The organism is Salinibacterium sp. SWN167 (genome assembly GCF_015864665.1).
Classification (GTDB): Bacteria; Actinomycetota; Actinomycetes; order Actinomycetales; family Microbacteriaceae; genus Rhodoglobus.
On record NZ_JADYWU010000002.1, the window covers coordinates 474,734 to 488,379 of the forward strand.

General features: G+C 61.3%; 14 protein-coding genes and 1 riboswitch. Of the genes, 11 read left to right on the forward strand and 3 right to left on the reverse strand.

Annotation, left to right across the window (positions count from 1 at the left end; translation table 11 throughout):
* The first annotated feature begins 199 nt into the window (after positions 1-199).
* Positions 200-1,417 (forward strand): PD-(D/E)XK nuclease family protein, encoded by a 1,218-nt coding sequence (locus I6E60_RS12170; protein WP_197180565.1) that lies wholly within the window; start codon positions 200-202, stop codon positions 1,415-1,417.
* 145 nt (positions 1,418-1,562) lie between these two features.
* On the opposite strand, the gene I6E60_RS12175 is transcribed toward I6E60_RS12170, so the two are convergent.
* On the reverse strand, positions 1,563-2,510 hold the full coding sequence (locus I6E60_RS12175; protein WP_197180567.1) for a class II glutamine amidotransferase: 948 nt from the start codon (positions 2,508-2,510) through the stop codon (positions 1,563-1,565).
* 209 nt (positions 2,511-2,719) lie between these two features.
* Between I6E60_RS12175 and I6E60_RS12180 the strand changes: the two genes are divergently transcribed.
* The 3 genes from I6E60_RS12180 to I6E60_RS12190 all read left to right on the forward strand — a co-directional run bounded on the left by I6E60_RS12180 (position 2,720) and on the right by I6E60_RS12190 (position 5,225).
* Positions 2,720-3,307, forward strand: coding sequence for a GNAT family N-acetyltransferase (locus I6E60_RS12180; protein ID WP_197180569.1), 588 nt, complete (start codon positions 2,720-2,722; stop codon positions 3,305-3,307).
* A 164-nt stretch (positions 3,308-3,471) separates the two neighbouring features.
* Positions 3,472-4,146, forward strand: a complete 675-nt coding sequence (locus I6E60_RS12185; protein WP_197180571.1) for an SDR family oxidoreductase — start codon at positions 3,472-3,474, stop codon at positions 4,144-4,146.
* A gap of 56 nt (positions 4,147-4,202) precedes the next feature.
* On the forward strand, positions 4,203-5,225 hold the full coding sequence (locus I6E60_RS12190) for a hypothetical protein (protein ID WP_197180573.1): 1,023 nt from the start codon (positions 4,203-4,205) through the stop codon (positions 5,223-5,225).
* 98 nt (positions 5,226-5,323) lie between these two features.
* Here the strand turns inward: I6E60_RS12190 and I6E60_RS12195 are convergent, their stop codons facing one another.
* The gene (locus I6E60_RS12195) at positions 5,324-5,908 is read right to left on the reverse strand and encodes a nitroreductase family protein (protein WP_197180575.1); all 585 of its coding nucleotides are present in this window, start codon (positions 5,906-5,908) and stop codon (positions 5,324-5,326) included.
* 182 nt (positions 5,909-6,090) lie between these two features.
* On the opposite strand from I6E60_RS12195, the gene I6E60_RS12200 reads away from it, so the two are divergent.
* The 3 genes from I6E60_RS12200 to I6E60_RS12210 all read left to right on the forward strand — a co-directional run bounded on the left by I6E60_RS12200 (position 6,091) and on the right by I6E60_RS12210 (position 8,117).
* Entirely contained in the window at positions 6,091-6,450 is a 360-nt protein-coding gene (locus tag I6E60_RS12200; RefSeq protein WP_197125598.1) for a zinc ribbon domain-containing protein YjdM, read from the forward strand.
* A 120-nt stretch (positions 6,451-6,570) separates the two neighbouring features.
* Complete coding sequence (locus I6E60_RS12205; protein ID WP_197125594.1) at positions 6,571-7,059, forward strand: heme-binding protein; 489 nt, start codon at positions 6,571-6,573, stop codon at positions 7,057-7,059.
* Positions 7,060-7,127: 68 nt separating this feature from the next.
* Complete coding sequence (locus tag I6E60_RS12210) at positions 7,128-8,117, forward strand: Ppx/GppA phosphatase family protein (RefSeq protein WP_197180577.1); 990 nt, start codon at positions 7,128-7,130, stop codon at positions 8,115-8,117.
* Between the two features lie 30 nt (positions 8,118-8,147).
* Here I6E60_RS12210 and I6E60_RS12215 read toward each other — a convergent pair whose 3' ends face one another.
* Positions 8,148-9,491 (reverse strand): MFS transporter, encoded by a 1,344-nt coding sequence (locus I6E60_RS12215; RefSeq protein ID WP_231601528.1) that lies wholly within the window; start codon positions 9,489-9,491, stop codon positions 8,148-8,150.
* Positions 9,482-9,591: riboswitch (TPP riboswitch) on the reverse strand. Its footprint overlaps the gene before it by 10 nt.
* A gap of 162 nt (positions 9,592-9,753) precedes the next feature.
* Between I6E60_RS12215 and I6E60_RS12220 the strand changes: the two genes are divergently transcribed.
* The 4 genes from I6E60_RS12220 (at position 9,754) to I6E60_RS12235 (ending at position 13,590) form a co-directional block, all read left to right on the forward strand.
* Positions 9,754-10,890: an iron-containing redox enzyme family protein gene (locus I6E60_RS12220; protein ID WP_197180579.1), complete on the forward strand. Its 1,137-nt coding sequence runs from the start codon at positions 9,754-9,756 to the stop codon at positions 10,888-10,890.
* The gene (locus I6E60_RS12225) at positions 10,887-11,114 is read left to right on the forward strand and encodes a CDGSH iron-sulfur domain-containing protein (protein ID WP_197180581.1); all 228 of its coding nucleotides are present in this window, start codon (positions 10,887-10,889) and stop codon (positions 11,112-11,114) included. The genes I6E60_RS12220 and I6E60_RS12225 overlap by 4 nt, the downstream gene beginning before the upstream one ends.
* A 25-nt stretch (positions 11,115-11,139) precedes the next feature.
* The gene (locus I6E60_RS12230) at positions 11,140-11,529 is read left to right on the forward strand and encodes a PPOX class F420-dependent oxidoreductase (protein ID WP_197125584.1); all 390 of its coding nucleotides are present in this window, start codon (positions 11,140-11,142) and stop codon (positions 11,527-11,529) included.
* Between the two features lie 315 nt (positions 11,530-11,844).
* A complete protein-coding gene (locus tag I6E60_RS12235) occupies positions 11,845-13,590 on the forward strand; it encodes a VWA domain-containing protein (protein ID WP_197180583.1) in 1,746 nt (581 codons plus the stop codon).
* Positions 13,591-13,646: the final 56 nt, after the last annotated feature.

The window sequence follows — 13,646 nt, forward strand, 5'->3', positions numbered from 1 at the left end:
GATCGCTCTCTACGAGTTCGATGCTCGACTCCGTACTACCACTATTGCTGCGCTGACGACCTTGGGGAGTCCGTGTCGTCTCGTACACGGTGCTTGTAGTGTTGGCTGTCATAGACCTCGACACCGTGCTGTTCGCGACGGATTCGCTGTTCCAACCAGCCAGCCTTATTCCGACCTCTTCGAAAGCGAGTTGATGCTGATGTCCGGCGATCTCCTGAACTTACTTCTGCCTGTTCTCGGAAGATCACTAGATCAGCGCTTCAACGTGTTCGACGTCATGCATCACGGAACCCACGAGAAACAACTCTCAAATGTGTTTGGTTGGTTGCTCGATGCTGGCGGCTCTCATAATCTCGGAGATTCATTTCTCGGCATCTTCATCAATGAAATTAACGCTGCGCGACAGAAGAACGAGCCTCCTTTCCCCGGCCAGGGATACTTAGTGCGGCAAGAGATGAACACGTCGCGGATGGATGAAGCTGCCGATATTGCTGACATCGTGATCGATAATGATGCGTTCAGGGTTGTGGTGGAGAACTTTCATTCGTCAGATGGTCACGGCCATGATTTCGGGCAGTACGCCCGCTACAGCGTTAGCGAGGGACGAATTGGGGCGGTTGTGCTTCTCTGTCGCGACGAAGATAGATCGCGGCTTACTGACGGGTGGGAGAAAGCTCTCGTCTTGACGTACAGCGGATTGCTCGCTCAGCTGTACCAATTGGTAGATGCTGATGCTCTGTATCGCCGAGAAAATCCAGATGTGGTTTCATTTGTCGAGCAGATGCACCGCAAGTTTTCTACCGAGGCGGGTGTTGTGGGAGATCGAGAAGTTCTTAAGTTCCTTCAGGTGATGACCGAGGCTGGCGAGGGAGTCCGTTTCAGGAAGACGCCCCACGAGCAGGCCGCTGAGGAGTTCGCGAGCGACTTAGCCACGCAGGCGCGGCAGCGGTACCTCGAAGCACGACAACTGCTTCAACGAATCAAGAATCTTCTGAAGTCATTTGCCGATGGACCAATTCGCTCGCAGCTGCAGGCAACAGTCGGTGACGATGTTGTGCGGGGCGTGCAAACCAATTTCAAAGGTAACTACCAGTGGACTGTCGCGCTTGAGTTGGCGACTATTCCAAGCCCAATTACCGTGCAACTTAAGTTCGGGCCGAGTGCTTGGTTTGCGAATGAACAAGACCCTAACTGGAAACATCGCGTCTCGCCCGAACACACGGACTACTCGCGTGTTTTTGTCACGCGCACGGATACGCAGACAGTGGTTGAGTCCGGCGTTACTTTGTACGAGGTGCTGGACGTCCTGGACTCAAACGACCACAGACTCCACGGTGTCATCCTTGATCTGCTGGGTGAAGCGAGCGACTCTCTCCGATCATTGTCGCCGCTGCGCCCGCGTACCGAAGATCGTTGAGTGATCGATTCGCCGGCTTGATTGGCTACGCAATGTGGTGGAGTTCCGCTTCAACAACTAGGGTTTTCTGATCCGGGTGTAGGCGTGTTGGTCTTCCGCCACACCGGGCTGATCACAACCTTCGTGAGACGAACACCTAGCGCGCTCAGACCTTCAGCGTGTTGATGGTTTTGGTGATGCGCTCACCGCCTTTCTCGAGGAAGACGATCTCGCCGAACTTGAGCTGCGACCAGTCGTCACCCTCCGTTAAGGGCTCGGAGGCGAATATGACACCGGTCGCGTCATCCTCGCCGCACTCCTCAAAGTCGTAGGTCGTTGCGTCGTCCTCGAAGTTGCGCCCCATCAGTAGGTACATCGGTTCGAGGAGCATCGAGAGCGCGAAGTCGTCGCTGTCGGGGGCTGACTTCCGCAGCTCCTTCCAGTCACCAGCGGGGTTGGTCTCACCGTGGTGGCCGAGACCGACGTTGACACCGATGATGCGGCCGTCCGACACGAGCGCCATCTTCAGCTTGGTCAGAGCGCCGAGGTCGAGGTTCTTCATCGCCTGGGCGATCAGCTCGATGAGCTTCTCGATCGCTCGTTGGACGTCCTCATTGCTGTCGCCCTCGAGCAGCGAGAGGAGTAGCACGTAGATGAACTCGGTGTCCGTGTTCCCGCGCATTTGTTTGAGATACCGATCCTCGCAGTTCTGCAGCAGCTCGCGCTGCAGAAGCTGCCAGTTGGGCAGGTAGCCATTTTGGGCGACGATCCACGGGGTCTCCTCGAAGGAGAACGGGTGGCAGTTCTCGTCGACCATCACGACCTTCGAGTCGTACGCCGCGGCTCGCACATGCGCCAACATCGTGCTGGCCTGAAGGCTGGGGATAATCCGGCTGGCGTTGTCGTCGTAAAAGGCCGCCATGGGGCGACGGTAAATGAAGGGTTCTTCGGGCTTCAGCAGGTGCTCGCCCCAGATCCCGAATCCCCATCCGGCCAACTGCAGCTCGGGGTGCCGTTCGGGGTCGAGTGCCTGGTTGATCAGGCTGTTCTCTGGCTTGAGTAGGAGGTTCTCCAGTGGTGTCTCAGGACCGAGGTAGGCGAGGACGCGGCACATAAGTCTCCTTCGTTGGGCTCCCGCCATTCTACTGTCGTTGCATGGAGCCGGTGCTGGTCATCTGGACCGCACACCGAGGTGATTCGGCCACGGTACTTCTAGGCATGCCAGTTCTTGGGCGAGAACTTGGCGCGTGCCGGAATGCGGTGAGGTGCCGCTTCAACTTGCGGCTTCTCCGGCTCGAATGACCCCGCATCTAGACTCCGCTTATGGATGATGTTGTTATCGTTCGGGACGACGACCCGAGGTGTTCTGCGCTTGAGGCGGATGGCTGCCGCATCGTGGGTCGATCATGGGGCGCACGTCTGCACCTTGCGGAGTCGCCCGATCTGTCGAAGCTTGAGCACGTCGTGGCCAAGGTTCTCGCGACCGGGATCGTGATCCAGGAACTCGACGTCAGCTTTGCGAATGCTCTATTCGAGTTGGAACTAGCCAACAATGCTGACTATCCGTTCACGCCGGCGACGCACCAGCCGTTACCGGTGATGAGCGAAGTTGAAGGATTGTGGCTGCACGGCAAGCGGGTTTTCGGTGCGCTGGATGACGGTCGGTTGGTCGGGGCGGTGGTGGGGAAGGTCAACGCCGGAGTCGGTGACAACGACTTCGCGTCAGTGCTCGCTGACTATCGCGGCAGCGGAGTCGGGGCAGCGATAGCGGCTGCCTCAATCATCGCGTTCGTGAGTGACGGAGTGCGAACTTTCACCGCTGGGGGAGCGGGTGCGAACGACGCGAGTTTAGGTTTAGTTCGATCGATGGGATTCACGGTCGATGAGCAGTGGCGCAGCTACCAACGCTAAGTGCCGAGGCCGACTTATCCCACCCAGTGTGGCTAGCCTCGCGATTCGCGACGCAGCCCTCGACGGGTTCGGATCGCTCTCAATAATCGACGCTAGGCTTTTCGCGCAGCACAGCACAGCACAGCACAGCACGGCCCGCCGAACGCTTCGATCGAAGGAATTTCATGCCCGTCATCGCCATCATCGGAGCAGGCCCAGGACTCGGCACAGCAGTTGCCCGCAGGTTCGGACGCGAAGGCTTCACAGTCGCCCTCATCTCGCGGGATCAGTCGAAACTCGACGCTCTCGCCGCTGAGCTCGAAGCGGATGGTGTTTCCGCCCGCGGTTTTGCCGCCGACGTGCGCGAGCCCGCCCAGCTCGAGGCCGCTCTGGCCAATGCCGCGACCGAGCTTGGGCCGATCACGGCCGTGCAGTACAGCCCGCTGCCCTCGCGCGAGTACCTGAAGCCAGTGCTCGATCTGACTCCCGAACTGGCGCAAGAAGCGCTCCAGTTCTCGGCCCTCGGCCTCATCCACACCGTACGCACGGTGCTGCCCGCCATGCGCGAGGCAGGTCACGGCAGCATCATCCTGATCAATGGCGGCACCTCGGTAAAGTCGCGCGCCGGCTTCGCGGGAACGTCGCTCGCCTTCCCCGCCGAGAGTGCGTACGGCGAGATGCTGTACGAAGCGCTCGAGGGCGAGGGAATTCGTGTTCGTCAGCTCGTCATCCCCGGCGGCATCCCCAAGCTTCAGCTGCCCAACGGCATCGACGACGTCGCGTCACGGATCTGGGACATCCACGCCGCAGAAGGCGAATTCCGCACCATGCTCATCCCGCTCGAAGACGGCCGCGAATAGCGCGCTGAACCGCCCGTAGCGACACCACTCGCACGCACTCGACAAGGACCCAATTCGTGACCGCAGTAGACGACTACTTCCGCGACGTCCCCGCTGACCATCGTGCAGCGACCGACACCATTGCGGCCAGACTGTCGCTGTGGACCGCCGACCTTGACGCCGAACTGCAGCAGGTGGTGTTTCGCCATAAGCATGCGAATCATCCCGTGTTCGATGATGCCGCCCAAGTGTTCGAGGATGCCGTCGAGCAGCTGCTGCTGGCGGATGCGCCGCGACCCCACGAGGTGCCGCTGCTGTTCGTCGGCTACCACGCCATGAATCGCTTTACTCGCAAGCGTCAAACGATGGGTTTTCTGGTGACCGACCAGCGGCTTATCGTTCAAGAAAACTTCGGGGGAGTCTTCGGCCGGGAACTGCCGAACTACCGGATGCTGCCTCTTACGTCTGCAGACCCGGGCGCCGCGAGCCACGCGCTGACCTCCTCGGTGGCCAGCGCCTATGACTGGTCAGATCTCGTAAAACTCTTCGGCGGTGAGTCGGCGGAAGGTCACTCGCCAGAGTTTCGGCTCACTCAGCTGTTGGCGGATGCGGTCACGAGCGTCGTGCAACTCTCGCAAGCGCTCGGTCTTGCTGTTGCCGGCGCACTAGGCGCCGACGAGGAAGAGGAGAAGTCGACCGCCGCGGAGTTGGTTCCACGACTGGCCGAGCTCGGCATCCGGAGTGAAGTGATGCTGGCGGATGACCCGCGTCTCGCGAAGATGCTCAAGAAGTTTGGCCCGAAGGTTGGCCTCGGTGATGGCGAGACGATTGCGTTTGCGTCGCTCGATAAGACCTTCGCCGGGGTGTACGGCATCGTGGTTACCGAAATCGCTGTTCGTTCGTGCGACCTCATGGAAGAGCCGATCGTATCGTTGCGGAGCGCGATTGATCCGGCCGCGATCAAGCTCGACGAGCAGGCCAAGGCGATCATCACCGAACCCGGTGTAGCGCACGTTCTCGTCTCGCACCTATCAGCCGACGTGAAGGATGGCATCCTGACCGCTATGCGCGAACTTATCGCGGGCGACATCACGCCGTAGGGAGGGTTCCTGCCATCGGGCAGCTCGCGCGCAAGCCCTGCGAACGCACGATGTGGGGCATGCGTATTGAATGAGCAGGCCCCGCACCGCATCGAACGTTAGGCGTTGATGAGCACCGATTCGGCAGCGGCACGACGTGCGCGCGGTGCGGTCTCGCGCTCGCGGATGACATCCGTCATCTCGGCGGGGTCGCCCAGTGTGCCCACAGCCATGACGGTGGTGGGGGTGAAGCGGGGGTCGATCTCGAGGGCTGCGGCCGCGGCATCCGGGTCGAATCCTGACATCTGGTGGCTGAACAGTCCGTGGCTCTGAGCCTGGATCGTGAAGTAGGCAACGGCCTGGCCCAGGTCGTACGACGCCATGGCCTGCTCGCGGCCCTCTGCATTGTGGTGCTCGGCAACGAACACGACCAGAGCGGATGCCGCCGGAGCCCAAGTCTGGTTGAAGCCGCTGAGAGTGGCGACGATGGCGTCGTGCTGGGCGGTACCACGGCGGGCGATAATGACGCGCCACGGCTGGCTGTTGTACGCCGACGGTGCCCAACGAGCAGCTTCGAGAGCGTTCTGCAGTGCCGCCTCATCCAGGGGTGCGGTGGCGTCGAAGTGGCGAGGGCTCCACCGCGCGGCGAGCACATCGAGGATGGGGGAGTCGGTCGGGGCGAGACGGTCGTGAAGCACGGTCATGAAGAGGGCCTTTCGGAAGCTGAACAGAGTCGATCTGCGATGTCGCTGGGTGCAACAGCGCTGTGGTTGAAGCTATTCCGAGATTGCGAGCCAATCTACGACGGTGGAATCAGGTAAAATTGACGATCAGCGACTAGTTCAGCGCTGCGTCAGCCCGATTGGCGCCTAGCCGAAAGTGCCTTATGTCTGACGCCCTGCCTCTCTGCCCGAACTGCTCCAGCGACCTCGCCTATGAAATGGGCGCACTGTTGGTGTGCCCGATGTGCGGCCACGAGTGGTCGCCGAGCGAAGCGGATGCCGCTGCCGAAGCCGAGCAGAACGCATCCGTCATCAAGGACGCGTTTGGCACGCCGCTCGCCGATGGCGACACGGTGAGCATCATCAAGGACCTCAAGGTCAAGGGCAGCCCCACGTCGATCAAGGTCGGAACGAAGGTGCGCAACATCCGCCTCGTCGATGGTGTTGGCGACCACGACATCGACTGCAAGGTCGATGGTTTCGGCCAGATGCAACTCAAGTCGAGCGTCGTCAAGAAGGCCTAAGGCCGAGATCGCGTGCCCGAGATTGCATCCGGGGTGTCGCGCGCGCAGCACGTGCGTCGCAGGCCCGCGGCACGGCGAACCGTCAGGCGCGCTCAAAGAGCACAGGCGTAGGGTGACGGCATGACCGAAAAGCAGCCGTACACCGTGATTTCTGAGCATGATGGTTACGAAGTGCGGTTGTATCCCGCGCACATTTTGGCGCAGGTTGAGGCTGATGGTTCGTTTTTCGAGGCCGGCAACCAGGGCTTTCGTCCGCTCATCCGCTACATCAGTTCCTCCAATATTTCGATGACCGCGCCGGTTATTCAAGCGCCGGGCGAATCGAAGAAGTACACCGTGAGCTTCGTCATGCCGGCGGGTGCGACGAGTGTTCCCGCGCCTCGCGATGCCACCGTGCGCACCACCGATGTCCCCGAACAGCGGGTGGCCGCTCGCCGATTCAGCGGCGGCTCCAACGAAGAGAAATACCAACAGAATGCGGATGCTCTGCTCGCCGCCCTCAACCGTGACTGTGTTGCACCCCAAGGTGCCGTGTATTTCGCCCGCTATGACCCGCCGTGGAAGCCCGGATTCTTGAAGAGAAACGAAGCTCTCGTCGTCGTTCGCTAGCCCCACCCGCTAGATCGCGCCCGCTAGCCGCACCCGCCGGCCCCGCCCACCGCACTTCAGGAGAACCCATGACTCGCGTCGCTGCCATCGATTGCGGAACCAACTCGATCCGCCTGCTCATTGCCGACCTCGACGGCCACGGTGGACTCGCCGATGTCGTGCGCACGCTCGAAGTCGTGCGCCTGGGGGAGGGCGTCGATCGAACAGGCCAGTTCAGCCAGGGTGCCCTCGATCGCACCCTCGCGGCGGTGCGACGCTATGCCGAACTGTGCAGCGAGCACGGCGCCGAGCGCATACGGTTCGTTGCGACCTCTGCCACACGGGATGCCGCCAACCGTGCCGAGTTCACCGACGCGGTCGTCGCGATTCTTGGTGTGCCGGTCGAAGTGATTCCTGGCACCGAAGAAGCCGCGCTGTCCTTCCGCGGCGCGCGGACGGCGCTTCCGGTATCCGGGTCTGACGCCACAACCGACCCCACAACAAACCCCGCGCCAGCACCCCAACACCTCGTCGTTGACCTCGGCGGCGGCTCCACCGAGCTCGTGATCGGTGGCAACATCCCCGAAGCGGCATATTCGATGGATGTCGGCTGCGTGCGACTGGCGGAACGCAACATCACCACCGACCCGCCCTCCGAACCGGAGCTCGCGGCCATCCGTAGCGACGTCAGCGCGGCTCTCGATATCGCCACGGCGACGGTCGATCTCTCGCAGGCCACCGAAGTCATCGGTGTCGCCGGGACTGTCACCACAATCACCGCGCATGCCCTCGGCCTCACCAGCTACGACCCGGTCGCGATCAGCGGCAGCCGACTGCCCCTCGCCGCGGTGCTTCGTTCCTGCAAAGCGCTCACCCTCATGCCCCGCGCCGAACGCGAAGCGCTGCCCTACATGCACCCCGGCCGCGTCGACGTGATCGCCTCGGGGGCCGTCATCTGGGCTACCGTGCTGCAGCGAGTGGCGGACGCCGCGGCTGCAGCAGGCAACCCGCTCGAGTGGGTAACCACCAGCGAGCACGACATCCTCGACGGCGTCGCCCTCTCCCTCGCGACTGACTAGCTGAGGGGTTGCCAGCTGGACGGGCACGGTCTACGCGAGCGGTGCTGACTCACCAGCGTCGAGATCAACCCGCGCCGTCTCGGGCCCGAGGAACGCCCCCACGGCGATCAGCACCCCGCCGAGCGCGAGCAGCGCAGCCACGGCACCCTGCTGGCCGAGCACGCTCTGCAGCGCGGGCAGGTAGTACGGGTAGAGCGCCGGGATCACGATCGACAGGCTGTAGCCCACTCCGTACCCGCTCGCCCGTACCGCGGTGGGGAAGCGCTCGACGAGGTACGCGCCCACTGGCCCATAGGCCGACACCGTCACTACCTGAAGCACGACGACACCCAGCACAAGCTGCCCCAGGGTCGGTGCGGCAAAAACAGCAAGAAAAGCGAGTGGTCCCGCGACAGCAGTCAGCATCCCAAAGCCGATAAAGAACCGTCGCCGCCCGGTGAGCGTCGAGAGATGCCCGCACGCTGCCATAGTGAGAGCGGATGCCGCGGTGCCGATCATCATCGCGAATGACAGGGTTCGACCATCCAGAGTCCCGGTCGCGCCCAACGCCCCAGCGCCCGAGCCAAGCTGCCCGGCCAGCACTGGAATCGCCATGTTCGTGAGCAACCAGAGCCCGCTCATCATGATGAACACCTGCCAGAGCGCACGACGGTGGCGGCCCACCACAATCTCTTTCAGAGGGTTCGCGCGCTGCACCGGGCGTTGCCACCGCGGCGACTCTTCGACGCGCGCGCGGTAGTAGAACAGCATCGTGAACGCGAGCAGTGATCCAAGCACGAAGAGCGTTCGCCAGCCCCACTGGTTGTAGGCGGCGGCATCGAGCACGCTCTGCAGCACAAACACTAGGCCTGCGATCGAGGCGTTGGCCCACGGCGACATCCACATGATGAGCCCGCTCACGAGCCCTCGTCGTTCGGGCTGCGACCACTCCATAGCGAGCGGGATCGCGGAGGTGTATTCGCCGCCGAGGAAGATGCCGCCGACGAATCGCAGCAGCAGAATCGCCGCCAGGGTGCCGCCGCCGAGCACAGTATGGTCGGGCACAAACGCGATCAGTAGGGTCGTCAGTGCAACGCCCAGCAGTGCAACCTTGGTGGTGGCCGTTCGCCCAATGCGATCAGAGATCGCCCCGAAGATTGCCGCCCCGATCGGTCGCCCCAGCAACGTCGCGACGAAGATCAACCCCGCGTTGCCGACAAGGTTGTCCGACCCGAAGAGCTGAGCGGATGCCGGAGCCAGCGCAATGACCGGCAAAAAGATGTCGAACTGGTCGACATAGTTGCCGAAGATGCCGCCGCGCACCGCGCGGCGTGTGGCTAACGGAGCCGCAGGGGAGGCAGACGGAACAGCGGGGATCGAATGTGTGGGGCGCATGAGCCGTACTTCCTTCGCCGGCATTACCCGGTAGGTTCGACGGTCGAAGCTGCGTCAGCTCCCTCTCAGCCCCTGCATTAGGGCTCCCGTGGGGACGCCACCAACCTAACACTCCGCTGCGGTCGAAAAACCGGCAAAGTCCCAAGAATCGCGCAGCAATCTTCCAGCCCGACCGTCAAAGATTCCATGAGTAAAGCTGAACGATCGGCGGAGATCGTACAACGATTCAATCCCCACTTTCAGATGAAAAGGAGAGGTCATTATGGCCACAAGCGAGAACTCTCTTCCCGGAAATTCGGCAGAGTACGACAAATGGTGCAATGAAGAGATCGAGGCCCGTGGCCCGATTAGCGAGCTGCTGCTTGACGCCTTTTCACAGCAGAGCAAACCGCAAGAGATTGTGGGATTGCCTGAAGCTGTGGCGTCCGCTGTCGAAAGCGGCCGCGATTTCATCCGCGATGAAGACGTGCAATTGTCGCTGTTCCTGCTCTATGGCCTCTACTACGGGGCCGTGGTGGAAAATGGCGATCGCTGGGAGTGGGATCTGGGCACTATCGCGGCGCGCCTCGATCTTGAGCAGGCGTTCGAGGCGCAGCTCCGTGCGGCGGTCACCATTCCGGAGTTGCCGAACGCTGCGGACGAGGATGTCGCTGCCGCCCTTTTTGAGTTCACCAGCGCAGACTCCGGCCCGAGTCTCTCTCGCTATGTGGCAAAGAAACTCACGGCGGATCAAGCCCACGAGTACTTGGTGCAGCGCTCGATCTATACGTTGAAGGAAGCTGACCCGCACTCCTGGGCAATTCCGCGCCTTCGCGGTCGGGCCAAGGCGGCGCTGGTCGAGATTCAGTCCGATGAGTATGGCGCCGGGCGCCGAGATCGGATGCACTCCGAAATTTATGCTCGCACCATGCGCGGTGTGGGGCTCGATTCGCGGTATGGCGCGTACCTCAACTACGCGCCAGCAATCACGCTGGCGTCGTTCAACATGATGTCGATGTTTGGGCTCCATCGCCGACTTCGCGGGGCCATCGTCGGTCACCTGGCGGCATTCGAAATGACGTCATCGATCCCCAACAAGCTGTATGCACGTGGCTTCCGCCGCCTCGGTTACGGAGACGATGTCACCGAGTACTTCGATGAGCATGTGGAAGCCGATGCGGTTCATGAACAGATTGCGGCGCGCGACTTGGCTGGCGGTTTGGCGGAGAGCGAGCCAGCGTTGCTGAGCGAGATTTTCTTTGGCGCGGGTGCGTGCCTCCTCCTTGACGAGTGGGTGGCGAAGCACATGCTGGAGTCGTTCGAGGCCGGGCGTTCGTCGCTTCGAAAGCCTCTCGCGGCGCTGGCGACCGGCGACTTCGCGAATGATTCCAACCCGATCGGAGAGGTGGCGGCACGATGAACAAGCAGTCTCACAATTCCCCTGAGGCGCGCGGCTCTGACGATGCCGAAGTGGTTGCTTGTGCCGACGGACCGCTTCTGGTTCGAGGCACAATTAATTTGCGATCGTCAGACGGCGAGCCCATTCCTCAATCACGGCGCACCGTCGCGCTCTGCCGCTGTGGAGTCTCAGACATCAAGCCGTTTTGTGATGGAACTCACAAACTCGTCAACTTCAAGGCGTAGTGGCGCAGGCGGCGATAATGGGGAGATGACTTCTCCTGAATTCTCCGCTCTGGCCACCGAGCCTTATGTGTCGCTCACTACTTTCCGCAAGTCGGGGGATGCGGTCTCCACCCCGGTGTGGATTGTTGCGGATGGCGATCGCATGTTTGTCACGACGGCGCCCCATTCGGGCAAGGTGAAGCGCATCGCTCATACTGATCGCGTCGAACTGACCGCGTGCGACATGCGTGGCACGATCACCGAGGGTGCAGCCACGGTGCCGGCGACAGCGAGTGTTCATCATGATGCCGAGACTTTGGATGCCATGGATGCGGCTCTCAAGAAAAAGTACGGCGCCAAGTACACGGCAATCCGTCTCGCGCAGAAGCTTCGCGGCACTGCAGGGCAATCCGTTGCGATCGAGTTGCGCGCGTAGGTTCGCATCATTTAAGGAACGAGTGCAGCCTCTGATCAGCAGGTTGTGGCGCGGGCGACGGGAAACTACCGTCGCGGCAATGAACGGCGTAGAGGCCAGTAAGCACTTTATCCCCATGCAAAGATCTTGCGCGAGGAGAGAAAATCAGGCGTCTCACCGGGATATTCGTTGGTTTCACGCAACGATACTGAGAATAACCTGTGTAAGGCCGTTTTATTGAAGCGAAATTGTGTCACTATTGTGTAGGCCCCCGAAAGGGGGTCAACTCTTGGTTCCCCCGAAATCAAGTGCACCCGTGATCGATGGAGTCCCCCTGTGTCCCGACCCCGCCACCGTTCCAGAACAATTAAATCCTGGTTCCTCCGCGCTAGTACACCCGCCCTCGCAACCCTGCTCACCCTGTCCCTCGCCGGTGGTGGCGCTCTCGTAGCGCTTGCTGCCCAGAACAAGCTCGACGATTTTGTGGCCCAGACTTTCGGATGCCCGAATGCCACCGAACTTGTCGTCGTCACCGATCCCACCATTTCGTCGACCGTCCAAACCGTCGCCAATGCTTTCAATGCGGAGCACGTTGGTCAGTGCCTCTCGGCCACAATTGTGACGCAGCGCTCCGCGGATACCGCGGCATTGCTGGCATCCGGCACCTCCACTGGTGCTGACGCCTGGATCCCTGATTCGCCGATTTGGTTGAACCGAGTGGAAAGCACTGCGACCGCTCTCGGACGCGAAATCCCCAAGACGCAGGAGTGGGATTCGATCGCATCGAGCCCGCTTGTTCTGGCAACCCCGGCCGTGAAGGTCGCTGAATTCGAAGCGTCGGAGGTGGGCTGGGGTGCGATCCTCGACGGTCGGTACCGCACGCTTCTGCCCGACCCCGAGTCGTCATCGTCCAGTATGATCGCGCTCGCGACTCTCAATGATCTTGCTGCGGATGGCGATGCTGAAGACTTTGATCGTGTGCTGATGAATCTCGGGCGCTCGATTCCCGATTCGACAAAGGCGGCGTTCGCTGAGCTTCAGATCTCTGACTCACGAACGGTTGCTCTCGCGACGGAACGAGAGATCGTGGAGCACAACGCGTCGAGCCCTGACGAGCCGCTTGTCGCTTTGTACCCGTCCGAAGGAACTGTTGCGTTGACCTATCCGTTCGTGGTCGTGGAGAACTCCACTCTGAGCGAAGTTGAAGCCTCGCGCCTGACCGAAGAAGAGCAAACGGAGCTCGCTGAGATCGAAACGGCGCGCACGAAGCTGCTTGAGGAGTTCGCTGATCTTGTTCGCGGCTCTTCGCAGGTATTGAACGCCGAGGGCTTCCGCGATAACGCTGGTGAAGGTGAGATCCTCGCTTCCGGTGTTATCGCCGCGCCCGTAGCCACCAAGTCGGTGGGAGACACCGACGAACTCGTCAGCATCCTGCGCAACTGGAACTCTCTCAACCTGCGCTCACGCATCCTCACGGTTGTTGATGTGTCAGGTTCCATGCTGGAACGAGCGTGGGATGGTCAGCGCCGCATCGAGATGTTCCAGAACTCGGCTGAGGATGCCTTCAGCACGCTTTCAGAGGATGATGAGCTGGGCATGTGGCTCTTCTCGAAGGAGCGTGTTGGCGAGGAAGACTGGGAAGACGTTGCAGGCATCCGATCGATGAATGACCCGGAGCATGTTGAGAGTCTTCAGGAAATCATCGACACTCTACCGTCGCGCATCAACGGCTACACCGGCCTCAATGACACCGTGCTCGCTGCGGTCACCCATGTGCGAGACGACTTTGATCCCGACAAAGTCAACTCAGTGGTTCTGATCACCGATGGTCGCAACGAAGACGACAACGGCATTTCCTTGGAGACGCTGGTTGACGAGCTGAACGCAATGATCGATGTCAACACAGATGAGCCCGTTCCCGTGGTACTCGTCGGAATTGGGCCAGACACCGACGTCGAAGCGATGCGAAAGATCGCCCAGGTCACCGGTGGAACGGCCTACCAAGCAAACAACCCCACTGAGCTCAGTAACGTGATGCTCGAGGCGTTGTCACAGCGCGACTGCCGCCCGAACTGCAGTTAGCGAACGCCCAGCAACCTGCAACACCACTGGTGGCGCAGGTCGCTGAGGTCTGTGGC

Excerpts from the sequence above, each read along its gene's own strand:
- I6E60_RS12170 (WP_197180565.1), top strand. The coding sequence starts at position 200 with ATGTCCGGCGATCTCCTGAACTTACTTCTGCCTGTTCTCGGAAGATCA.
- I6E60_RS12225 (WP_197180581.1), top strand. The coding sequence starts at position 10,887 with ATGAACAAGCAGTCTCACAATTCCCCTGAGGCGCGCGGCTCTGACGAT.
- I6E60_RS12175 (WP_197180567.1), bottom strand. The coding sequence starts at position 2,510 with ATGTGCCGCGTCCTCGCCTACCTCGGTCCTGAGACACCACTGGAGAAC.
- I6E60_RS12220 (WP_197180579.1), top strand. The coding sequence starts at position 9,754 with ATGGCCACAAGCGAGAACTCTCTTCCCGGAAATTCGGCAGAGTACGAC.
- I6E60_RS12215 (WP_231601528.1), bottom strand. The coding sequence starts at position 9,491 with ATGCGCCCCACACATTCGATCCCCGCTGTTCCGTCTGCCTCCCCTGCG.
- I6E60_RS12205 (WP_197125594.1), top strand. The coding sequence starts at position 6,571 with ATGACCGAAAAGCAGCCGTACACCGTGATTTCTGAGCATGATGGTTAC.
- I6E60_RS12200 (WP_197125598.1), top strand. The coding sequence starts at position 6,091 with ATGTCTGACGCCCTGCCTCTCTGCCCGAACTGCTCCAGCGACCTCGCC.
- I6E60_RS12180 (WP_197180569.1), top strand. The coding sequence starts at position 2,720 with ATGGATGATGTTGTTATCGTTCGGGACGACGACCCGAGGTGTTCTGCG.
- I6E60_RS12195 (WP_197180575.1), bottom strand. The coding sequence starts at position 5,908 with ATGACCGTGCTTCACGACCGTCTCGCCCCGACCGACTCCCCCATCCTC.
- I6E60_RS12210 (WP_197180577.1), top strand. The coding sequence starts at position 7,128 with ATGACTCGCGTCGCTGCCATCGATTGCGGAACCAACTCGATCCGCCTG.
- I6E60_RS12230 (WP_197125584.1), top strand. The coding sequence starts at position 11,140 with ATGACTTCTCCTGAATTCTCCGCTCTGGCCACCGAGCCTTATGTGTCG.
- I6E60_RS12185 (WP_197180571.1), top strand. The coding sequence starts at position 3,472 with ATGCCCGTCATCGCCATCATCGGAGCAGGCCCAGGACTCGGCACAGCA.